The organism is Gemmatimonadota bacterium (assembly GCA_016720805.1).
Taxonomy (GTDB): Bacteria; Gemmatimonadota; Gemmatimonadetes; order Gemmatimonadales; family GWC2-71-9; genus Palsa-1233.
Genome location: JADKJZ010000007.1, coordinates 89,531 through 110,140 on the forward strand (window position 1 = coordinate 89,531; position 20,610 = coordinate 110,140).

Here is a 20,610-nt window from a genome sequence, read left to right on the forward strand (position 1 = left end):
TTCAGCGGTTCGCCAGTTCGAACTCCTTCATGAAGTCCACCAGCGCCACGATGCTGGCGCGCGGGCAGGCGTTGTAGATGCTCGCACGGATGCCGCCCGCGGAGCGATGGCCCTTCAACCCCTCCATGCCGCGCTTCCCTGCTTCGCCGAGGAACTTGGTGTCGAGCTCATCGGTGGCACAGCGGAAGACGACGTTCATGTGCGAACGGCTGTCGGGATGGACCGGCGCGCGGAAGAGCGTGCTCTGGTCGAGGAAGTCATACAGCAGCGCCGCCTTCTCGGCATTGCGCTCCGCCATCGCCGCCAGCCCGCCGGTTTCCTCGATCCACTTCAGCACCTGTCCGACCATGTAGATGGCGAAGGTCGGCGGCGTATTGTAGAGCGACCGCTCCTTCACGTAGGTCCGGTATTGCAGCATCGTCGGAATCATGGTCGGTGCGGTGTCGGCAAGATCGTCGCGGATGATCGCCATCACGACGCCGGACGGGCCGAGATTCTTCTGGGCACCGGCATAGATGAGGCCGTACTTGCTGACGTCGAGCGGGCGGCTGAACATGTCGCTCGAGGTGTCGGCGATCAGCGGCACGCCTTCCGGCACCGGCGGCAGTTCGCGCCACTGCGTGCCATAGATGGTGTTGTTCGTGGTGATGTGGACGTACGCCGGCGCGGACGAGTAGGCGATCTCCGCCACGTCGGGGATGCGGGTGAACTTCGACCCGGCCGCCGAGACCGCCATGTGGGTCGTGCCGAACTTCCCTGCCTCCTGCATCGCCTTCTCGGACCAGACGCCGGTATGCAGGTAGTCGGCGGTCCGGCCGGCCGGCAGCAGGTTCATCGGCACCATCGCGAACTGCTGCGACGCGCCGCCCTGCATGAAGATCACCTTGTACTGGTCAGGGATCCCTGCCAGCCGCCGCGCCGCCTCCTCGGCCTCGTTGATGATCTTCTCGAACAGCTTCCCACGGTGGCTGTGTTCCGCCACACCCATCCCGCTGCCGCCGATGTTCCAGATGTCCTGCTGCGCCTGCCGCAACACCGACTCCGGGAGGACACCTGGGCCCGCGCCGAAATTGTGGATCCGCTCAGTCATGATCGAAGTTCCTGCTCGCAAAGGATTACGCGATGGCCGTGAGGTCAACGCTCAGGATGTGCGGGTTGCCGCTGCGAATTTCTGCCAGGGCGGCGTCCGAGGGCGCCGAGCTGAGCTGGATGCGGGCGGCCGCGGCTTCAGCGCCGTGGTAGGGGATGTTCTCCACCTCCTCGACATTGACTGAGGCCTCGGCGAGTACCCGAAAAACATGCGCCAGCACGCCTGGACGATTCTGGTGGCGCACCGAGAGGACGTGGGTGGCGGCACTGCGGGCGAGGCGATTGACACAGTACGGCGCGATGCCGGTCTTCGCGAACGCCTCGACAATCCGGATCACTTCCTGGGCGATTGCGATCTGTGCCTGGTCCGTCGAGGCCCCGACGTGGTGCGTCCCATAGACGCCGGGGAGATCGATGATGGCAGGCTTGAACTCCGCCTTGCCGCCGCCCGGTTCACCCTCGAAGACGTCGAGCGCGACGCGGAGACCGTGCCCGGTGACCGCGGCGGCAAGCGCCGCCTCGTCGACCACACTGCCACGCGAGGCATTGATCAGATACGCCCCCGGCTTCATCGCCGCGAGGAACTCGGCGTTGACGAGTTTCTTCGTCTCCGCACCGCCGGCGACGTTGATCGAGACGGCATCGGAGTGACGCGCGACCTCGATCGGCGTCTCGCAGTAGCCCACCCCGATCCGGTCGGCTTCCTCGTTGGTGAGGTTCCGCGAGTAAGCGACGACGTGCATGCCGAACGCCTGGGCCCGCTTGGCCACTTCTCGACCAATCTGCCCCAGGCCGACGATGCCCAGGGTCCGGCCGTAGACACCGCGTGCCTTGGAGTACTCGGCCTTGCGCCATTCACCGCGCCGCAGGTCGGCAACCTGATCGGGAATGCGACGATCCATGCCGAGCAGCAGGCCCATCACGAGCTCGGCGACGGCGATGGAGTTCTTGCCGGGCGTATTGGCGACGAAGATGCCGAGGCGCGAGGCAGCGGCGACATCGATCGAGTCGATGCCGGCGCCGGCACGGATCACCAACGAGAGGGCCGGACCGGCCGCCAGGGCGGCCTCGCTCACCTTCTTGCCTCGCACGATGAGCACCTTCGGATTCACGTCGGCGATGGTGGCCGGGAGCTCCTCCACGGCACCATCGGGTCGCAGCACCACGTCGCAGCCGAGCTCCTTCAATCCATCGACGCCCACGGTTTCGAACTTGTCTGCCACCAGCACTTTCATTGCGTGGCCCCTCCGGGGGTCTTGGGATCGAAGGTGTGGACGAAGAAGCCGCTCTTCAGCTTGGGCTCGAACCAGGTCGACTTGGGGGGCATGATGGCGCCGGCATCGGCGATCGCCATGAGCTGGGCCACCGAGACGGGGTACATCGCGAAGGCAACCGCATCCTGGCCTGACTGCACGCGTTGTTCGAGTTCGGCCGTTCCACGGATGCCACCGACGAAGTCGATCCGCTGATCGACGCGGACGTCGCCGATGCCGAGGATCGGCGCGAGGACGCGCTCGTGGAGCAACGACGCGTCGAGCGAGCCAATCGGGTCGTCGGCAGCGATGGACGCCGAGTCGAGGCGCAACCTGTGCCAGCTGCCGTCGACATAGATGCCGAACGTCCCGGCCGCATCGGGCACGGGTGTCGTGGTTGGGGTCAGGGTGCCCACCGCAGCGAGCCGCAAGAGAAACGCCGCCGGCGTGAGGCCATGCAGATCCTTCACGACGCGATTGTACGAGAGGATGTGAAGTTGATCCGACGGAAAGAGCACCGCGAGGAACCAGTTGTAGTCCTCGTCGCCGGTGTGGTGCGGGTTGGCCGCCCGCAATGCCTTGCCGGTACGCCACGCGGAGGCGCAGCGATGGTGCCCGTCGGCCACATAGCAATCCGGCATCGCCGCAAACGCGGCAGCATAGGCCTCGGTATCAACGACGCGCCAGACCCGCTGGCGAACCCCGTCATACGTGACCAGATCGTAGAGCGGCTCCTGCGCCATCGTGGCGGCGTTGAGCGCGGCCAGCGAGGCTTCCGGCCGGTGCGTCAGGAAGACCGGCTCCGCGTGCGCGGCAAGGGTCAGCACGTGGCGGGTGCGGTCGTCCTCTTTGTCGGGCCGCGTCTTCTCGTGCTTCTTGATCAGGTCGGCTTCGTAGTCGTCGACATGGACGCAGCCAACCACGCCGACCTGTGCCTGTCCCTCACGAGTCAGTTCGTAGAGGTAGAAGGCGGCTGTGTCGTCATGGACGAAGGTGCCGTCGGCGAGCACGCGGTCGAGATTCTCCTTCGCCTTGGCGTAGATCCGATCATCGTGCGGGTCGGTCTCGGGAGGGAGGTCGATGTCGGACCGCCCCACGTGGAGGAAGGAGAGCGGATTGCCGGCGGCCAGCGCAGCCGCCTCGGCACGATTGACGACATCGTAGGGCGGCGCGACGACGCGATCAACCAGATCGGGCCTCGGGCGCCACGCTCGGAAAGGACTGAATCGGATACGCCCTCCGGGGGCGGTGCAGGTGCGAGGGGGGAACCTCGGATGATACCCCCGGCGGGCCACCGGCAGGTAGTCGGACCTGGGCGTGTCGACCCTTGACGGGTACGCCCAGCGGGCCGAGAATGGGGTGGCCGGACCCCGGCCTATCCTGCGGTTCCCCCTTCCCCGCCACCTACTTTCCCCATGACCTGGCTCGCCTCGATCGCGATTGCCATCCTCTCCGGCCTCGCCACCATGCTCGCCGCCGGCTTCGTGGCCACGCTGGCCGTGGACTGGCACCGGATCTCCTCGTTCGAGGGCAACTCGGGCTACTTCGTCGTGGGGCTGGCGCTCGTCGGGCTGGTCGGCGGGCTCCTCGTCGGCTTCGTGGTCTCACGCTACCTCGGTCCCGGATTCTTCAAGGCCGTGGGGGTAGCTCTCCTGATCACCGGCAGCTGCATCGGCCTCATCGGGGGATCTCCCGGTTGATGGCGGACGTGCCACCGACCCTCGGCGGCGAGGCAGTGGCGCAGGCCGACGAGTTCCGCTGGCCAGCCGGTCAGCCGCTCCCTGCCGCTGACTCGGCCGAGTGGTTCCTCGGGTTGCACTCGGCGACTGGCGGGAGATTGCGGACCAGCCGCAACGGCCCGCTCTGGCGCGAAGATGCCCGCCTGGAGGATGGCCGATGGATCGTTCCCGGCGCCGTCTCCCTCTTCACGGAGCGGGGCGACCGGATCATCGACGTCGTGCCAGACAGCATCCTCAAGAACGGCTTCAAGGTGCCCATCGGCCGCTCGCCAAAGCGGAGCCAACTCGAATGGAGCGAGTGGCTGCCGCGGACGACCGGGCCCGATGGCATCACCTACCGCTTCCGGGTCGTCCCGGCGAATCAGCCGCTCCGCACCGAGGCGTTCGGCCCTTTCGAGGTGACCACCATCGCCCACTGGCTGGGCGAGGTGATCTACGCGGGCCAGCCGCCGATGTGGACCGCAACCGCCGAGTTCCGCATCCGCCATCGGGGGCAGCCGGTGGTCATCCAGCACAGAGCGGTCTCCACTGACGCTACCACGGCAACCGAACTGGCCAACGCGGTTGCTGCCATCGATGGGCCGACTCCGGCGCTCATGGTGCAGGTTGGCGCCGAGCAGGGGGTCGGCACCTGCTATCTGGTGGTGAGCGGACCGGCCATGCCGCGGGTGGAACGCGTGGGCCCGTGCGGCCACCCGATGCAGGTCGCGCCGCTCGCCAACGATGCGTCCGCGCGCGCCGAGCCGGCGCTGCTGCCGGAGGGACGCTTCGATCGCAACTCATTCGGCCGCTCGCGATACTCCCTGCTGGCGAACAATGTCCTCGACAGCGAGACACTCACCCTGCGGCCCTACGACAGCGCCGACCAGTCGCAGCTGATCGAGCGGTTGCCTCCAGCCGGGATCGCCCCGGACGCGCAGAGCTTCGTGCGGGTGGAGTGGGACGCTGAGACCACCGGCAAGATCGTGGTCGCGGTGACGCGCCTCGATGGGGGCCCCCGGTATCGACTGCCGGTCGATGCCACCCGCATGCGCTACTTCGCGATCGATCATGTCGACCCGGCGTGGGTGCTCCACCATTTCGAGTGGCGGCACACGGCCGGCCGGCCCGACAGCCTGGTTCCGCGAGCCGCCTTCAATCCGATGCCATATCGCGGCACGCTCTCGACCGATTCCGACTACCGCGAGTACCGGGTCGGACCTGCGTTGGCGGGACTTCGGCCCGCACTGATCGACTGGCTCGTGACGGAATTCAAGGCGGAGCGGGTGACCAACGACGAGGCCGCGTTCACGCAGGAGGTGAAGATCGGCGAGACGGTGATTCACGTGAGCTTCAGCCCCGACGGAGAATCACACGTGGGGGTCTGGATGGATCGGGGGCCGGACACGCAGCTTGTCGCCGAGATAGCCCGGCGATTCGACGCGGCACTGGCAACCTATCGCTTCGACACCTTCATTGGGCGGCCACCGGCGGAATGAACCCGCTCCAGCGAGGGATGTCTTGGATGGGGATCCGGCGGTAGCTTCTCGGTTCACCCTGTCCGGAGCACCGCATGTCTGTCGCCAAGGTTGCCGAGCTGATCGCCGAATCGGAAAAGAGCTTCAAGGATGCCATCGAGGTGGGCGTGGCCCGTGCCCACAAGACCATCCGCAACGTGACGGGCGCGTGGGTCGAGGGGCAGAAGGTCATTGTGAAGGAGGGGAAGATCGTGTCCTTTCGCGTCATCCTGAAAGTCACCTTCGTGCTCGACGACTGATCCATGGAGTCGACGCCCTGACGCGCGATCCCGTGGCGCCTGGGGCGCTGCCCCATCTTCGCCGGGTGACCACCTGGCTGGATGACGGCATTCGCGTGCCCGGCACGTCGTTCCGATTCGGCATCGACCCGATTCTCGGGCTGTTGCCGGGCGTCGGCGATGCTGCCGGTGCCGCGCTCTCCGCGGCCATCGTGGCGGAGGCCGTGCGGCAGGGGGTCTCGCGCTTCACCTTGACACGAATGGCCGGCAACGTGGCACTCGATGCCGCCTTCGGCACTGTGCCGCTCCTGGGCGATCTCTTCGACGCGATCTGGAAGGCCAATCGTCGGAACCTCGTCCTCCTCGAGCGGCACCTGACCGAGCCGCCAACGGCCGCACGCGCCGATCGCCGCTTCGTGGTGGTGGTGGTCGGGGCACTGGTCGTCCTGGTTGGCGCCTTGATGCTCGCCGGCGCGATGCTGAGCGTGGCCATACTGCAGTGGCTGTTCGCCCGCGTGTAAATTGAGGGCAGCGTGGTCATCATCTTGCCCCGGTACTTCTGGAGGATCGCCTGCTCCCCTCGACCCGACGCCTTCGCACCGCCTTCCTGCTCGTCCTGACGACCGCGGTCGTCGCCGGTTGCCAGCAGGCCACGCCCCAGAAGGCGGTGACCGCGCTCTATGACATCCTTCGGGACGCCAAGGTCACCGGCGCGCCGACGGTCGAACAACTGGCGCGTCTCACACCCCTGCTTGGCAACGAATTGCACGCCACCCTCGACAGCGCACGCGTCCGTCGAGACGCCGACGTGCTGGCTCACCCGGATGAGAAGCCGGCCTTCGCCGACGGCGATCTCTTCTCGTCGCTCTTCGAAGGCACAACATCAGCGGTACCGAAAGCGCCAGGAGCCGACGCCCCGGTGCATCGGTTGGTGGTCCGGTTTCGCAATGACAGCGTCTCGCCCGTGGTCGAGTGGACCGACACCGTGGTCGTGGCGATGGAGAACGGCCACTGGGTGGTCACCGATGTGCGCTACGCTGGCAATTGGCCGTTCGCCAATCGCGGAAGCCTCGTCGCCTCGATGCAGGCGGTGCTGCACCCTCCGAAGTACCCCTCGTGGCAGCTCGAGTTGGATGGCATCGGACTCGGACGCGTTGGCATGACGGTCGCAGCCGCCGAGCGTGTCCTTGGGCCGGCCAAGGTGGAGCGGCTCGAGGCAGGCGCGGTGTGTGGTTACGCCAACTTCGCCAAGTTGCCAGCGGGCGTCTCCTTCATGGTGGCCGGCGACACCCTCGTACGTGCCAACGTCAGTGCGCAAGGCGTCCGCACCGCGGAGGGGCTCGGCGTCGGGAGCAGCGAGGCGGAGGTGCGCGCGGCGTACGGCAGCCGTGTCACCGTGGAGCCACACCCGTATGTCGGGCCCGTCGGTCATTATCTCGTCGTCACCGACCCGAGTCGGCCGGCGCTGCTCATGATCTTCGAAACGGATGGGGCGAAGGTCACGTCCTTCCGGGCGGGTCGGCTCCCGGAAGTGCGCCTGATCGAAGGATGTGCCTGAGGCGCTAGCCGCGGGGGTGGAACTTGCGGTGCACGTTCCGGAGGTAGTCGCGGTCGACGTGGGTATAGATCTGGGTGGTCGAGAGGTCGGCGTGGCCGAGCATCTCCTGCACCGCCCGCAAGTCGGCGCCCCCTTCCAGCAGGTGCGTCGCGAAGGAATGCCGCAGCGTGTGGGGCGTCACCCGCTTGGTGATGCCCGCCTGCGCTGCCCGCTTCTTCACGATGCCCCACGCCCCGACCCGGCTCAAGGGTTCACCGCGGGCGTTGAGCAGCACCCTCCCTTGTGACTTCCCCCGATCGAGCTCGGCGCGCGTGGTGTGCAGATACACCGACACCGCGCTCACGATCGGTCGACCGATCGGCACCAGTCGCTCCTTCCGTCCCTTCCCGAACGCCCGCACCAGGCCGTCACCGAGCAGCAGGTCGGTGAGACCCATGTCACAGAGCTCCGAGACGCGGAGTCCGGCCCCGTAGGCCAGCTCGAGCATCGCACGATCACGCCAGGCGAGGGTCTCGTCCACCTGCGGCGCGGCGAGCAGCCGATCGACTTCCTCGACGGAGAGCGTGTCGGGCAGCGTCCGCCACTTCTTCGGCGTCTCGAGTCGATCGCTCGGGTCCTTCTCCACCAGCCCCTCGGCCGCCATGAACGCGAACCACGTCCGCACCGACGAGACGTGGCGCCGGATGGTGGCGCCACTCAACTCGAGGTCCTTGAGGAGGAAGATGAACTCGCGCAGCAACGGCGTCGTGAGCTGCCGGGGCTCGGTGATCCCCTTCGACCGCGCGAATGACACCAGGCGCGACAGGTCGCGCTGATACGCCTCGATGGTGTTGGGCGAATGCCCGGCCTCGAGCGAGAGGTGGTCGCGGAACGACGGCAGGTGAAAGGCAGCCACGAGCTCGGGAGGAAGATCGCCGAGGCTCACGGGGCGACTCGCCTCCGACGGCGCCACCAGAGGAAGCCGCCGATCGCGACGAGGATGACGAGCCCAATCCCGGCCACCTGGTTGAACTGATTCACCCAGCCGATCACCGTCTCCCAGTTTTCGCCGAGCTTCGCCGCCGCGAGAATGATTCCGCCATACCAGAGCGCGGAGGCGAAGAGAATCGGCACCAGCGCGCGCCAGGGTCCGAGATGAATCAATCCGGTGAATGGTGCCACGACGGCACGCACCCCTGGGAGGAGCCGCCCGACGAAGAGACCCAGGAGTCCGAATCGCTGGTACTCCTTCCGGACGATGGCGAGCCCCTGCTCCGGGAGGAAGCGCTTGGCGAAGCCGGATTCGAACAGGGTGTGCGAGTGCCGCGCGGCGAGCCAATACATGCCCATCGCGCCACCGACGTTGGCCACGAGGGTGATCGCGAAGATGATCCGGGCGTCGATGATGCCGCGATAGGAGAGGAACGCGCCCAGAGCGATCGCCGTGTCGGCGGGAAAGGGCGGAAAGATGTTCTCGACCGCCGCGAGCAGGGCGATCACGGCGTAGATGGCGACCGGCGGGAGCCCGGCCAGCCACTCCACCAGCCCCGCCATCAGACTGGCCGCAGCGTCGCGACGGCGATCACGGCGATCCCTTCGCCGCGGCCGAGGAAACCCATCCCCTCGTTGGTCTTGGCCTTCACCGACACCGCCCCATCGCCGACACCCAGCGCCTCGGCGAGGCGCGCCTGCATCGCGGGGACATGCGGCGCCAGCTTCGGCGCCTGCGCGATGACGGTGATGTCGCACTGCTGCATGGTCCAGCCGGCGGCAATCACGCGGCGGTGCGCCTCGATCAGCAGCGGAATCGAGTCGGCATTGGCGTAGGCCGGATCGGTGTCGGGGAAGAGCCGGCCGATGTCGCCCAGCGCCGCGGCGCCGAGGATCGCGTCCGTGAGCGCGTGAGAGACCGCGTCGGCGTCGGAATGGCCGACAAGGCCCAGCGAATACGGAATGGTGACGCCGCCGAGGATCAGCGGGCGCCCGGCACCGAAACGGTGCGAGTCGTAGCCGATCCCGACGCGAATCACGCGACCGCCGCCAGAGGCGACTCGATCAGCGAGTAGTCCTGCCGACGCCGCGCCGGGTGCATGCCGGCATCACGAATGGCGCGTTCCATCTCCTCGATCGTGGCGCGGTACGTCGTGCCGGCGGCGGAGACGACGTTCTCCTCCATCATCAGCGACCCGAAGTCGTTGGCACCAAAGCGCAGGGCCACTTGCCCCACCTTCAGCCCCATCGTCACCCAACTGGCCTGCATGTTGGGGATGTTGTCAACGAGGATGCGGGCGGTGGCCAGCGTGCGCAGGTAGGTGACGGCGTCGGTCTTGACGCGGTCGCTCATTGCCGTCCCTTCCGGCTGCAGCGGCCAGGCAATGAACGCGGTGAAGCCACCGGTGCGCGCCTGCACTTCGCGGATGCGGAAGAAGTGTTCGATCCGATCGGCGTCGGACTCGCCCAGGCCGTACATCATCGTCACCGAGGTCTTCATCCCCTGGCGATGCGCCTCTTCCTGCACGCCGAGCCACTCGTCGGTCTGCGCCTTCTTCTTGGCGACGCGCTCGCGCACTTCGTCCACCAGGATCTCGCCGCCACCACCGGGAATCGAATCGAGACCGGCCTCGTGCAGCTGGCGCACGACCTCGGGCATCGGGATCCGGAAGCGCTCCGAGAAGAAGACCACTTCCGACGGCGAGAAGCCGTGGATGTGAATAGGGTGATGCACCTTGATGTAGCGCATCAGCTCGAGGTACCAGTCGAACGGGATGTACGGGTTGTGGCCGCCCTGCAGCAGGATCTGCGCGCCACCGATCGCCTTGCACTCGTCGATCTTGGCGCCGATCTCCTCGAACGAGAGGACGTACCCCTCATTGTCCTTCGGCCGGCGGTAGAAGGCGCAGAAGGCGCAGTCGGCCACGCAGACGTTGGTGTAGTTGATGTTCCGGTCGATGATGTACGACACCGTCGGATCCGGGTGGAGCCGGTGGCGGGTGGCATCGGCCAGGGCGCCGAGTTCGAGCAGCGGGGCGCGCTGGTAGAGCTCGAGCGCCTCGCGAAACTCGCTGCTACTGCGATCCACGGTGCTCATTCAGGCCGCCGTGAGAAAGGTGAGTGAGCCATTCGGTACCAGTCCGTCGGCGGCGAGGCGCCCGAAGAATTCGGTCAGCCCCGCGAGGTGCCGGTAGGAGAGATCGTAGTCGAGGTCGCCGAGATAGGCGCGGCAGGTGGCCGCCGGGATCCCGGTGCGTGCGGCCGCTTCGGCGGCAATGATGTCGAGGTTCCCCACGCCCCAGTCGCGCGAGGCGCAGAGCCGCTCGTGCAGGGCCAGTGCTTCGGTGCGATCGGCGTCGCGGCGGGCCGCCCAGACGGCGAAGACGAAGGGCAGCCCGGTCCATTCCTTCCACGCCTGCCCCAGGTCGATGAACACTGGGTACTGCCCCGAGGCGCGGAGGTGGAGCGCGGCGTCGCCGATCACCAGCACCGCGTCGTGCGGCAGCGCCTGCAAGCCCGCCAGGTCGTTCGGCTCGGCGCGCACCGTCGCGAACTGCGGTGTCACCTGCCAGCGGTGCTTGCAGAGCAGTTCGAGCAGCAGCACCGACGTGCGCGACGAGGCGGTGCGGAGCACGGTGGCCCCGTCGAGTTCGTTGACCGGCCGCTTCGAGAAGAGCGCCACGGAGTGGACCGGGCCATCGCAGGAGATGGCGAGGTTCGGCAGCAGGTGGTAGAGCGAGGCGTCGCGGGCATACTCCACCGCTGAGACGGCGCTCACGTCGAGCTCGCCGGCCGCGAGGAGGTCGTTCAATTCTGCGGCCGTGGCGGTGACCACTTCGGCGCCGCAGGAGACCACACCCCGGTCCATCGCCGCGAAGACCGGGGCGGTGTTGATCCAGGGGAGCCGGCCCAGCCTCACGCGGCGTGCACCACGGGCAACGACATCCGCGACGTGCCGCCCTTCGGCATCACCAGGTCGGTGAAGTCGGTGCGGACCGCCTCGTAGAGCGAATTGCGCTCGACCGGAATCTTCTGGGCGTCGCGAATCAGCGACACCAGCCCCTCGTACGGCATGTGCATCTGGGTCGTGGCGCCGGCCTCGTGATAGACCCGCTCGTACACCACCGTCCCCTCGACGTCGTCGCAGCCGAACGCCAGCGCGATCTGCGACAGGAACGGCGTGACCATCGGCCAGTGCGTCTTGACGTGCGCGATGTTGTCGAGGAAGAGCCGCCCGACGGCGATGTTCTTGAGGTCCTCGAAGCCGGTCGTGGCAGTACCGACCCGCCCGAGCTCCTCGCCGAGTTCGTTGTTCTCGGTGTGATAGGCGAGCGGGATGTAGGTCAGGAAGCCGCCGGTCTCGTCCTGCAGCTCGCGCAGCATCGAGAGGTGTTCGATCCGGTCGTCGGCCGTCTCGACATGGCCGTAGAGCATGGTGCAGTTGGTCGGGATGCCGAGGCCGTGGGCCTCGCGGTGCACCTTGATCCACTCGGCGCCGGTCAGCTTCCGCTCGGCGATCGTCGCGCGCACGGCGGTCGAGAACACTTCGGCGCCGCCACCGGGCATCGAGGTGAGGCCAGCGTCCTTGAGCGCGATCAGCACCTCGCGCACCGACGTCTTCTCGATCCGCGCCAGGTGCGCGATCTCGACCGCGGTCAGCGCCTTGATGTGGATGTGCGGATGCCGCTCCTTGAGGCCGCGGATCATGTCGGTGTAGTACGACAGCGGGAGCTTCGGGTGGAGGCCGCCGACGATGTGGAATTCCTTGGTCGGCCCACCGATGGCGGTGGCCGCCTCGTGGTAGACCTCGTCGAGCGACCGGGTGTAGTGCCCTTCCTCGTTCGGCATCCGGGCGTACGAGCAGAAGGTGCAGGTATTCCGGAGGATGCAGACGTTGGTCGGATTGATGTGCTGGTTGGCCGAGAAGTAGACGCGGTCGCCGTTCTTGCGCCGGTTGGCGTAGTCGGCGAGGGTGCCGAGGCCGATCAGGTCATCGGTGGCGTAGAGGGCGCGGGCGTCGGCGGCGTCGAGGCGGCTGCCCTCGGCGACCTTCTTGGCGATCGGCCGGAGGGCTGGGTCGCGGAGTCGCTCTTCGTGGAGGGCAACGGGCGAGAGGGTCGGCGGCGCCTGCTCGGTCATGGTGGTCATCCCTCCAATCTACGGGCACCCGGGGTTGAGGCCAACGTTCTCCCATGGTATACCCGGGAGAGGTGGTCGGGTTGCCTCCGGAAGCGGCGCCACGCCCTCCCGGAGCGCCGTAGACGGGGCATATTTCGGGGCGATGGCTCCCTCCCCCACCTGCCTCTCCTGCAATCGGCCTTTCCCCCGGAACGGCGAACTCGCCTCCCTCCCCGAGGGGCGGCGGATCGCGTTCGACCCGGGGCAGCGGCGCGTCTGGCGGATCTGCACCAAGTGCGGCGAGTGGAACCTGCTGGGGGCCGAGGCGGCGGGGGCGGCGCTGGGGGAGTTGGAGGCGCGGGTGCCGACGCGCGGGACGGCGCTCCTCATCACGCACGTGGGGCCCCGGCCCGAACTGCTGCGAGTGGACGACTTCGCCGACGTGCGGGTGGGCGAGATGGCGCTGGCGGAGCGGCGGGACACGCTGGCGAAGAAATCAAGAAATCTGGGACGACTGGGCGCCGGGTTCATTTTTCTCCTCCTGCCGCTCCTGGTCTGGCATGCCGTCACGAGTCCCGGACCATATGTCCAGTTTCCGGCCTTCGTAGGTGCGGGTGTCCTTGGGCGCGAATGGTATCGTCGATATCACCGCCTTCGCGTTTCAACTAGTCGGCTCGTTCTTGGCGTGCTTGGCCTGGGGTTTGGCGGCTTCGCGGTCGCCACGGGACGACTGAAACCGGATATCCTTGCATTCGCGATGGCTTCCGGCCTGACGGTCACGTTGGCCAGCCATCTTCTCGCAGCGAAAGCACTACTCCCCTCGGGACGTCGGGTACACGCTCCGGATGCCCATTGGGATGGCATCGCCATCAGATGGAACGCCGATCTCGGAGAACTCTCGCTGCAGGTCAGGAACGGTCCATGGATGGATGCGGTCGATTCGCAGTCCTACTTGCGGCTCGTCACAGATGGTCAGGTGTTGCCCTTGATGAGCGACGAGGATCTCACCAAGGCACATCTCCTCGCCACGACGCACGATGTCGGAGGGATTTTGAGCGCGCTCGACGCCTGGCGGCAGGACCGAGACGACACCCTGCGGCTTGCGGACATTCCCGTCATGTACTTCGTCGCGCTGGACCTGGCCTTTGCGAGGAAGGATTCGGGCTCATCCAAGGCCCAGTTGGCCCACGGGAAGCTGCTCGAAGCTGCCGACGTTGCTGATGAAGCGGAGCGGCTCGACAGGCCTCCTGAGGGCGCCTGATGGCCAAGGATGCCTGCCTCGAAGTGCGGCAAGTCGTTTCCGGTCAACAAGCAGTTGGCGAGCGTCCCGCTTGCCCGGCTTGTGGCGTTCGATCCCGATGCCAACCGCGTCTGGCGGATCTGCGCCAAGTGCCACCACTGGAACCTACTCGGCCCCGAGGCGTCTGCCGCCGCGATTCCCGAACTCACGGCGCGCTTCGATGGACTACCGAGCGCTGGGCCGGAGGGATTGGCGAAAGCGAAGGTCTCCGACAAGCTGGACCTGTACCGCGTGGGTGGGCCGCAGGAGCGGGCGGCGGCAATTCTCGAACTCAGCGAAGCGCGTCGTGAGATCTTCGGAGGGGTCCCAGTATGGGCAAAGGTCATCTTTGCGGTCTACATGCCGTACATGCTCTATCGCGCGGTGCGGGAGCCGCTCTGGGCGGCGTGGGCCGGCAGTGCCATTTGTTTCGGCATCCTGGATGCGGCCACGAAGGTGAGCAGAGCGAGTCTCGCGGGCAGATCACTTGATCGAGAGATCGCCTGGCCGATCGGGGCCATCCTGCTCGGCGCGTCGGCCATCCCCTTCGGCGTGCTGGACTACCGATGGGCGCTCTTGGGGTTAGCGCTCGGCGTACTCTTCGGATGGGTTGCACGACGCGACATGCTACGGGTTCGGGCAGTGGTCTGGACGGCGGGAGAAGACGACCTCTCCTTCGATGGAGCCGACGCCGACGGTATCGGTCAAACCCTGACGGCCACCTTGACGACACCTGAAACGATCACGCCGGACCAGGTCGCCACGGCCTTCGACCGGCTGGACCGCCTCGGGGGCCTCTCTGCGGTCCTGCGCCACCTCACGGTGGATCGTGGCCTTCCCGAAGGCAGACTCGAATTGTACCGGATGCCAGTCGACGACCTCGCACTGCTCGCGCTCGCCTCCCGAGCGGCGACTGCCGAGCCGGCGCCGCCGATCCGAGCGGGTCTGCCTGACGCCCGAGCGATCGCAGAGCTGGCCGAGTCACTCGATCGGCCGCCCGGAGGGGCCTGATGGCCAAGGACACCTGCCTCGAGTGCGGCAAGCCGTTTCCCGCCAACAAGGAGCTGGCGGCCGTGCCAAACGGGCGCCTCGTCGGGTTCGACCCCGATGCCAACCGCGTCTGGCGGATCTGCGCCAAGTGCCACCACTGGAACCTACTCGGCCCCGAGGCGTCTGCCGCCGCGATTCCCGAACTCACGGCGCGCGCTTCGATGGACTACCGAGCGCTGGGCCGGAGGGATTGGGGAAAGCGAAGGTCTCCAACAAGCTGGACCTGTACCGCGTGGGTGGGCCGCAGGAGCGGGCGGCGGCGAGCCTCGCGATCGCGTTGGCGAAGCGCGAGATGACGTCCAGCGCGGTCACGGGAATTTCGGTGACTCTGGTGGTCTTTGGCTCATTGCAGGTGTGGAGTCAGATCCTTGTGCTGCGCGCACTTGGGCTTGAATACGTCACGGGCATCTGCTTGTTCATGGGGATCAGCGGGCTCTTCCTCCCGTTCAAGGCGCGGAAACGCTGGGCCGATCGTTACCTCCCACTCCCCATGGCGCTGTTGGGTTTACTTCTGGCAGCAAACGGCTTTCTCACGACATCCTGGATACTCGCCTGCGTCCTTGCGGCGGTTGTGTTCGGAATTGCTTTCCGCTTCGAGAAGAAGTCCCCGAACGCGCTCGTCTGGACGCCTGGTCTTGATGACCTCGGCCTCAAGGAACGGTGGGGCGCCCCGGTGGCAGTGCGTGAGATACCATTTCTGCTCGACCCTCCCGATGTGAGCTCCACGGAAGCGACTGAGGCAAGTCTGCGGGCCGAGACACTCGGGAGCCTGCGTGCAGCGTTGGCACAAGTCTGTGAGGAACTCGGACAACCTGAAGGGCGCCTGGTGATCGCTGACCTTTCCAGAGAGCATCTCCTGCTACTGGCGATGGCGGCGCGCATCTCACAGGTGGAACCGCAGGCAGCGATTCGCTCGGGAGTAGCTGACGCCAAAGCAATTGCCGAGGAAGCCGAATCCCTCGACCACGCCCCTACCCTCCCAACACCTCGCGCACCTTCGTCGCCAACTCTTCCGGCGTGAACGGCTTCGGCAGGAACGGCACGTCGCCATGCTCGGCGGCCACGAGTTCTTCGCTGTAGCCCGACATCAGCAGCACCTTCATCTGCGGATGCCGCTCGCGAATCCGGCGCGACAGCTCGCCGCCGCCCATTCCCGGCATCACCATGTCGGTCAGCAGCATGTCGATCGTGCCGCCATGACTTGCATCCAGGGCCAGCGCCTCCGCCCCGCTCGCCGCACTGAGCACGACATACCCGAGCTGCGTCAGCACCCGATCGACGAGCTTTCGCACCTGCGCCTCATCCTCCGCGACCAGGATCGTCGCGCCACCAGCCGCCCGCTTCTCCGCCGCAGCTGCAGTGGCCGCCGACTCGGCTTCCGCCGCCGCCCGCGGGAAGACCAGCCGGAACAACGCCCCCTCCCCGACCGTCGACTGCACCTCGATCCGCCCGCCCGCCTGCTCCATGATGCCGTAACAGGTCGCCAGGCCGAGGCCGGTGCCCTGCCCCGCCGGCTTCGTCGTGAAGAACGGCTCGAAGAGGTGCGCCAGCACTTCCGGCGCGATGCCCTGGCCGGTATCGCGGAAGGTCAGGTGCACCTCATCGCGAATGGCCAACGCCTGGATGGTGAGCGTGCCGCCCTCGGGCATCGCATCCCGCGCGTTGACCGCCAAGTTGGTCAGCAACTGATCGCCCTGCGTCGGGTCGATGAGGATGGGGGCCGGGTCCGGAGAGAGGCGAATGCTGAGTGCGACACTGTCGCCCACCAGCTGCCGCAAGCGGCGATTCGCGTCGAGAATCAGCGCGTTGACGTCCACCACGCGCGGCTGGACCACCTGACGACGCGCGAACGCCAGCAACTGCGAGGTGAGGTCCGCCGCGCGGGCCGAGGAACGAACGATCTCCTGCACGTCGGCCAGCGCGTCGGGTTGATCAGCCACGCGCTCCTCGAGGAGGTGGCCGTAGCCGGAGATCGCGGTGATCAGGTTGTTGAAGTCGTGCGCGATCCCGCCGGCCAGTCGGCCGATCGACTCGAGCCGTGCCGCCCCGGTCAGCCGCCGTTCGAGCTTCCGCTGCTCCGTCACGTCGCGGATGATCATCAGGACGCAACGCATCCCGTCGATGTCAACGAGCCGACCCGCCAGACGGGTCTCGCGGACCGCGCCATCGGGACGCACCAGCGCGACGGCGAAATCCGTCAGCGTGCCGTCGCGCGAAATGGCCCGCACCATCGCCTCGCGGTCGGCCGGCGTCGGCCAGAGCTTCAGCTCCACGGCCGAGCGCCCGAGGACCTCGTCCCGACTCCGCCCCGTGAGCTCAACAAAGCCCTCGTTGACTTCGAGCAGCACGCCATCGGCGAAGCGGTCAGGCGACACCGTCCGGCGTCAGCGAAAAGAGTCGCGAGAACTTCTCCTCGCCCCGAAGGCGTTCCGCCTCGCGCGCGTGGTCGCGACGCCCCACCAGGACGATGGCCAATCCGCCGGCGAGAAGCACGAGGGCCCCCAACGCCGTACGCATCGGGAAGACGCGCTCCTGGATCGTCGCGTCCCAACCGCCAGCCGGCATCGCCAGCAATTGCCACTGTCGGCCCGAGAACGCGACCGATGCCCGGATGGCCAGACCATTCGTCCCGACCAGCGTGGAATCGCCGACGATCAGCGCGCCGCGTTCGTCGACGAGCGCGCTCCGGATATTGGGAAGATTCTCGAGCCCGGCCTCGACCGCGATCGGCGCCAGTCGCACCACCACGGCCGCCACGGCGATCACCGAGCCGTTCTCGGCACGGGCAGCGAGCCGCCCGACGAGCCCGGTCCCGCCCTGGTACAGCTCCGTGGGCCCCGGACACGACGATGCCCGGCTCGGTCAGCGCGCGCCGGAAGTCGGCAACCGTGCCCTCTCGCGAATCCTGCATCACGTTCCGACCGCTCGCCTGTTCATTGCCGAGCTGCGGCCAGATGTGCGTGATCGTTCCGTCGGGAGCGACGAACTGCACCGCGAGCACGCTGGGCACATCCTGAAGGATGTCCTGCGCGAAGCGGTCGAACTCCTCCGCCCGATCGGGCTTGTCCCAGTGAATCTCGAGGAAGGAAGAGAGCCCGTGCAACAACGCCATCCGACCGCGCAATGACGTCTCGAGCGCCGTGGCCGTCGGCACCACCTCGTTGCGCACCGACTCACGCAGCAGTTCGGTGCGCACCCCGGCGTACCAGCGGTCGGCGGAGATGGCGATCGCGCCGGTGACGGCGACCACGATCAACGCCGTCGTCCAGGCCGAGAAACCAGCACCCCCCCGACGGCGTTCACCGCGGGGGGGCAAAGGGGCCGGAGGGGCCGGGGTCACCATCAGAGAGCTCGGACCGCCAACGTCACGTTGTGGCCGCCGAAGCCGAAGGAGCCTGGAGAGCGCGACCCGGACGGGCTGGCTCCGGTTTCACATTCGGCACGCAATCCAGGTCGCACTCGGGATCGGGATCATCGTTGTTGATGGTCGGCGGGACTTCTCCGGTGCGGGCCACCAGCAGGGACACGACGGCCTCGATCGCGCCGGCCGCGCCCAGCGCGTGTCCGGTCATCGACTTGGTCGAGGCAAAGATGAGCCGCTTCGCCTGGTCGCCGAAGACCGCCTTCACGGCGTTCGTCTCGGCAATGTCACCTTGCGGCGTCGAGGTACCGTGGGCGTTGATGTAGTCGACCTCGTCGAGGGCGATGTTCCCGCTTTCCAGGCACATCTGCATCGCCTGCATCGCGCCATGACCGTCCGACGGCGGTGAGGTGATGTGATAGGCGTCACCCGACGCGCCGTAGCCGATGACCTCGCCGAGGATCGTCGCGCCGCGGGCCTTGGCGTGCTCGTATTCCTCGAGCACCATCATCCCGGCACCATCGGCGAGGACAAAGCCGTCACGACCACGATCGAACGGGCGTGACGCCCTGGCCGGCTCGTCGTTGCGCGTGGAGAGCGCCTTCATGTTGCCAAACGCCGCCACCGTCAGGCCGGTGATCGCGGCCTCGCAGCCGCCCGCCAGCATCACGTCGGAGATGCCACCCTTGATCAACTGCCACGACGTCCTGATGGCGTGGGCGCCCGAGGCGCATGCCGAGACGGTGGCGAAGTTGGGGCCGCGGAGGTTGTAGCGAATGGACGCCAATCCCGCCGCGATGTACGGGATGAACATCGGGACGAAGAACGGCGAGACGCGGTCGGGCCCCTTGGTGAGGTAGGCCTCGACGTTGTCGGTGAAGGTCTGCATGCCGCCGATGCCGGCCCTGATGATGCAGCCGGCCTTGGCGGGATTGATGCTGCCCGGCTCCGCGAGTCCGGCCTGCACCATCGCCTGATGGGCGGCGGCCAGGCCGTACTGCGCGAAGAGATCGTAGCGTCGTGCTTCCTTCTTGTCGATGTAGGGAGCGGATCGAACCCCTTCACCTCGCAAGCGAAACGCACCGACGAACGGACGGGATCGAACTTCGTGATCGGCGCCGCGCCGGAGACACCCGCGAGCAGGATTCGTCCAGGACTCGTCCACGGTCAGCCCCACCGGGGTCACCAGGCCGAGTCCCGTCACCACGACGCGGCGCGTCAAATCACTTCCCCAGCTTGTCGTTCAGGTACTTCAGCGCATCCCCCACGGTCCGCAGCTTCTCGGCGTCTTCGTCCGGGATGTCGATGTCGAATTCCTTCTCGAAGGCCATCACCAGCTCGACGGTATCCAGGGAGTCGGCGCCGAGATCCTCCATGAACGCGGCCTCCGGGGAGAGCCCTCGCGCTCGACACCCAGCTCCTCGACAATGATGTCCTTGACCTTCTCCGCCACGTCACTCACGTGATGCCTCTGTGCGTTGTGGGAACGATGAACCAGCTCAGCCGATCATGCCGCCGTCGACCACCAGGACCTGCCCGGTGAGTAGGCACCCATCTCCGACGCGAGGAACGCGACGGTTCCTGCGATGTCCGCCGGGGCGCCGAGGCGACCTAACGGGATGGACTCCAATAATGCCGCCCGGGCCGTCTCCGGCAAGGAGGCCGTCATGTCCGTCTCGATGAACCCCGGGGCGATGCAGTTCACCAGGACGCCCGGGCCGCATACTCCTTCGCGACCGACTTCGAAAGCCGATCAGCCCCGCCTTGCTGGCCGCATAATTGGCTCTGCCCGGCGTTGCCGGTGATACCGACGACGGAGGTGATGTTGACGATCCGCCCGGAGCGGCGCTTCATCATCCTTTGATCACCGCCTGCGTGGCCACGAAGGCCCCCGTCAGGTTGGCGGCGAGCACCTCATCCCAGTCGGCCTGGCCGAGCCGGATGAGGAGGTTGTCGCGGAGTCAGGCCGGCGTTGTGACCAGGATGTCGATCGGGCCGAGCTCCGCCTCACAGGCGGCGATGGCGGCCCGGATCGAATCGGGCTGGGTAACGTCGCAGGCGAAGCCCCGGGCACGAGGGCCGATCGCCGCCGCGACCTTGGTCGCGTTCGCCGCCGCCGACCGACCGACCACAGCCACTTGCGCGCCAGCGGCGTGCAGCGTCTCCGGATCGCACGGCCGATGCCGCGCGTGCTGCCGGTCACGAACGTAATGCGCCCGGTGAGATCAAGCGGAAGGCTCATGAGGCGAGGAAGGTCTCGAGGTCGGTAGCGGTCCCAAGCGGCGTACACGACGCCTCGGGGACGATGCGCTTGAGGAGGCCGGTGAGCACACTGCCCGGGCCGATCTCGAGCCAGCGCGCCTCTGAAAACTCCCGGGCAATCCGCAGCATCGGGCGACCCAGCGCACCGGGCGGTCAACTGGTCACCAAGCAGGCGGATGGCGTCATTACGATCGTC

At 67.2% G+C, this 20,610-nt stretch carries 21 protein-coding genes and 3 pseudogenes; 9 read left to right on the forward strand and 15 right to left on the reverse strand.

Going from position 1 to position 20,610, the window contains the following annotated elements:
- Position 1: 1 nt before the first annotated feature.
- From serC to IPP98_07975, 3 genes are read right to left on the reverse strand one after another with little or no spacing between them, the layout of a single operon-like run.
- Entirely contained in the window at positions 2-1,090 is a 1,089-nt protein-coding gene (gene serC / locus IPP98_07965; protein MBL0179045.1) for a 3-phosphoserine/phosphohydroxythreonine transaminase, read from the reverse strand.
- Positions 1,091-1,115: 25 nt separating this feature from the next.
- Entirely contained in the window at positions 1,116-2,324 is a 1,209-nt protein-coding gene (locus tag IPP98_07970) for an ACT domain-containing protein (GenBank protein MBL0179046.1), read from the reverse strand.
- Positions 2,321-3,574, reverse strand: coding sequence for a DUF1015 domain-containing protein (locus IPP98_07975; protein MBL0179047.1), 1,254 nt, complete (start codon positions 3,572-3,574; stop codon positions 2,321-2,323). The genes IPP98_07970 and IPP98_07975 overlap by 4 nt, the downstream gene beginning before the upstream one ends.
- A 183-nt stretch (positions 3,575-3,757) precedes the next feature.
- On the opposite strand from IPP98_07975, the gene IPP98_07980 reads away from it, so the two are divergent.
- From IPP98_07980 to IPP98_08000, 5 genes are all read left to right on the forward strand, one after another.
- Entirely contained in the window at positions 3,758-4,042 is a 285-nt protein-coding gene (locus IPP98_07980; protein MBL0179048.1) for a hypothetical protein, read from the forward strand.
- Positions 4,042-5,559, forward strand: coding sequence for a hypothetical protein (locus IPP98_07985; protein MBL0179049.1), 1,518 nt, complete (start codon positions 4,042-4,044; stop codon positions 5,557-5,559). The genes IPP98_07980 and IPP98_07985 overlap by 1 nt, the downstream gene beginning before the upstream one ends.
- A gap of 74 nt (positions 5,560-5,633) precedes the next feature.
- Positions 5,634-5,837, forward strand: a complete 204-nt coding sequence (locus tag IPP98_07990) for a dodecin domain-containing protein (protein ID MBL0179050.1) — start codon at positions 5,634-5,636, stop codon at positions 5,835-5,837.
- Positions 5,838-5,902: 65 nt separating this feature from the next.
- Positions 5,903-6,337, forward strand: coding sequence for a DUF4112 domain-containing protein (locus IPP98_07995; protein ID MBL0179051.1), 435 nt, complete (start codon positions 5,903-5,905; stop codon positions 6,335-6,337).
- Between the two features lie 146 nt (positions 6,338-6,483).
- Complete coding sequence (locus tag IPP98_08000) at positions 6,484-7,374, forward strand: hypothetical protein (protein ID MBL0179052.1); 891 nt, start codon at positions 6,484-6,486, stop codon at positions 7,372-7,374.
- Positions 7,375-7,378: 4 nt separating this feature from the next.
- Here the strand turns inward: IPP98_08000 and xerD are convergent, their stop codons facing one another.
- From xerD to mqnE, 6 genes are read right to left on the reverse strand one after another with little or no spacing between them, the layout of a single operon-like run.
- Positions 7,379-8,299, reverse strand: a complete 921-nt coding sequence (xerD, locus tag IPP98_08005; protein MBL0179053.1) for a site-specific tyrosine recombinase XerD — start codon at positions 8,297-8,299, stop codon at positions 7,379-7,381.
- Positions 8,296-8,907, reverse strand: coding sequence for a hypothetical protein (locus IPP98_08010; GenBank protein ID MBL0179054.1), 612 nt, complete (start codon positions 8,905-8,907; stop codon positions 8,296-8,298). Before IPP98_08010 ends, xerD begins: the two co-directional genes overlap by 4 nt.
- Entirely contained in the window at positions 8,907-9,383 is a 477-nt protein-coding gene (locus IPP98_08015; protein ID MBL0179055.1) for a 2-C-methyl-D-erythritol 2,4-cyclodiphosphate synthase, read from the reverse strand. The genes IPP98_08010 and IPP98_08015 overlap by 1 nt, the downstream gene beginning before the upstream one ends.
- The gene (gene mqnC / locus IPP98_08020; GenBank protein ID MBL0179056.1) at positions 9,380-10,441 is read right to left on the reverse strand and encodes a dehypoxanthine futalosine cyclase; all 1,062 of its coding nucleotides are present in this window, start codon (positions 10,439-10,441) and stop codon (positions 9,380-9,382) included. The genes IPP98_08015 and mqnC overlap by 4 nt, the downstream gene beginning before the upstream one ends.
- Complete coding sequence (locus IPP98_08025) at positions 10,442-11,263, reverse strand: menaquinone biosynthesis protein (protein ID MBL0179057.1); 822 nt, start codon at positions 11,261-11,263, stop codon at positions 10,442-10,444. It abuts the gene before it with no gap.
- A complete protein-coding gene (gene mqnE / locus IPP98_08030) occupies positions 11,260-12,483 on the reverse strand; it encodes an aminofutalosine synthase MqnE (GenBank protein MBL0179058.1) in 1,224 nt (407 codons plus the stop codon). The genes IPP98_08025 and mqnE overlap by 4 nt, the downstream gene beginning before the upstream one ends.
- 340 nt (positions 12,484-12,823) lie before the next feature.
- On the opposite strand from mqnE, the gene IPP98_08035 reads away from it, so the two are divergent.
- The 3 genes from IPP98_08035 to IPP98_08045 all read left to right on the forward strand — a co-directional run bounded on the left by IPP98_08035 (position 12,824) and on the right by IPP98_08045 (position 15,812).
- The gene (locus IPP98_08035; GenBank protein ID MBL0179059.1) at positions 12,824-13,723 is read left to right on the forward strand and encodes a hypothetical protein; all 900 of its coding nucleotides are present in this window, start codon (positions 12,824-12,826) and stop codon (positions 13,721-13,723) included.
- A 9-nt stretch (positions 13,724-13,732) separates the two neighbouring features.
- Positions 13,733-14,752 (forward strand): hypothetical protein, encoded by a 1,020-nt coding sequence (locus IPP98_08040; GenBank protein MBL0179060.1) that lies wholly within the window; start codon positions 13,733-13,735, stop codon positions 14,750-14,752.
- 229 nt (positions 14,753-14,981) lie between these two features.
- Positions 14,982-15,812 carry a hypothetical protein gene (locus IPP98_08045; GenBank protein MBL0179061.1) on the forward strand — a complete coding sequence of 277 codons (831 nt, stop codon included), beginning with the start codon at positions 14,982-14,984 and terminating at the stop codon, positions 15,810-15,812.
- Here the strand turns inward: IPP98_08045 and IPP98_08050 are convergent.
- Positions 15,763-17,166: a response regulator gene (locus tag IPP98_08050; protein ID MBL0179062.1), complete on the reverse strand. Its 1,404-nt coding sequence runs from the start codon at positions 17,164-17,166 to the stop codon at positions 15,763-15,765. The two genes, IPP98_08045 and IPP98_08050, sit on opposite strands and share 50 nt — an antisense overlap.
- Positions 17,156-17,557: a hypothetical protein gene (locus IPP98_08055; GenBank protein MBL0179063.1), complete on the reverse strand. Its 402-nt coding sequence runs from the start codon at positions 17,555-17,557 to the stop codon at positions 17,156-17,158. Before IPP98_08055 ends, IPP98_08050 begins: the two co-directional genes overlap by 11 nt.
- Positions 17,558-17,621: 64 nt before the next feature.
- Between IPP98_08055 and IPP98_08060 the strand changes: the two genes are divergently transcribed.
- Entirely contained in the window at positions 17,622-17,918 is a 297-nt protein-coding gene (locus IPP98_08060; protein ID MBL0179064.1) for a hypothetical protein, read from the forward strand.
- Between the two features lie 215 nt (positions 17,919-18,133).
- On the opposite strand, the pseudogene fabF reads toward IPP98_08060, so the two are convergent.
- From fabF to IPP98_08080, 4 genes and pseudogenes are all read right to left on the reverse strand, one after another.
- Positions 18,134-19,374, reverse strand: a pseudogene (gene fabF, locus IPP98_08065) (beta-ketoacyl-ACP synthase II).
- A gap of 1 nt (position 19,375) precedes the next feature.
- Positions 19,376-19,614, reverse strand: a pseudogene (locus tag IPP98_08070) (acyl carrier protein).
- Positions 19,615-19,651: 37 nt separating this feature from the next.
- A pseudogene (locus IPP98_08075) lies at positions 19,652-20,394 on the reverse strand (SDR family oxidoreductase).
- A complete protein-coding gene (locus IPP98_08080) occupies positions 20,391-20,543 on the reverse strand; it encodes a hypothetical protein (protein MBL0179065.1) in 153 nt (50 codons plus the stop codon). Before IPP98_08080 ends, IPP98_08075 begins: the two are co-directional and overlap by 4 nt.
- Positions 20,544-20,610: the final 67 nt, after the last annotated feature.

Excerpts from the sequence above, each read along its gene's own strand:
- IPP98_07990 (MBL0179050.1), top strand. The coding sequence starts at position 5,634 with ATGTCTGTCGCCAAGGTTGCCGAGCTGATCGCCGAATCGGAAAAGAGC.
- IPP98_07980 (MBL0179048.1), top strand. The coding sequence starts at position 3,758 with ATGACCTGGCTCGCCTCGATCGCGATTGCCATCCTCTCCGGCCTCGCC.
- IPP98_08040 (MBL0179060.1), top strand. The coding sequence starts at position 13,733 with ATGCCTGCCTCGAAGTGCGGCAAGTCGTTTCCGGTCAACAAGCAGTTG.
- serC (MBL0179045.1), bottom strand. The coding sequence starts at position 1,090 with ATGACTGAGCGGATCCACAATTTCGGCGCGGGCCCAGGTGTCCTCCCG.
- IPP98_08080 (MBL0179065.1), bottom strand. The coding sequence starts at position 20,543 with ATGCTGCGGATTGCCCGGGAGTTTTCAGAGGCGCGCTGGCTCGAGATC.
- mqnC (MBL0179056.1), bottom strand. The coding sequence starts at position 10,441 with ATGAGCACCGTGGATCGCAGTAGCAGCGAGTTTCGCGAGGCGCTCGAG.
- mqnE (MBL0179058.1), bottom strand. The coding sequence starts at position 12,483 with ATGACCGAGCAGGCGCCGCCGACCCTCTCGCCCGTTGCCCTCCACGAA.
- IPP98_07985 (MBL0179049.1), top strand. The coding sequence starts at position 4,042 with ATGGCGGACGTGCCACCGACCCTCGGCGGCGAGGCAGTGGCGCAGGCC.
- IPP98_07970 (MBL0179046.1), bottom strand. The coding sequence starts at position 2,324 with ATGAAAGTGCTGGTGGCAGACAAGTTCGAAACCGTGGGCGTCGATGGA.
- IPP98_08010 (MBL0179054.1), bottom strand. The coding sequence starts at position 8,907 with ATGGCGGGGCTGGTGGAGTGGCTGGCCGGGCTCCCGCCGGTCGCCATC.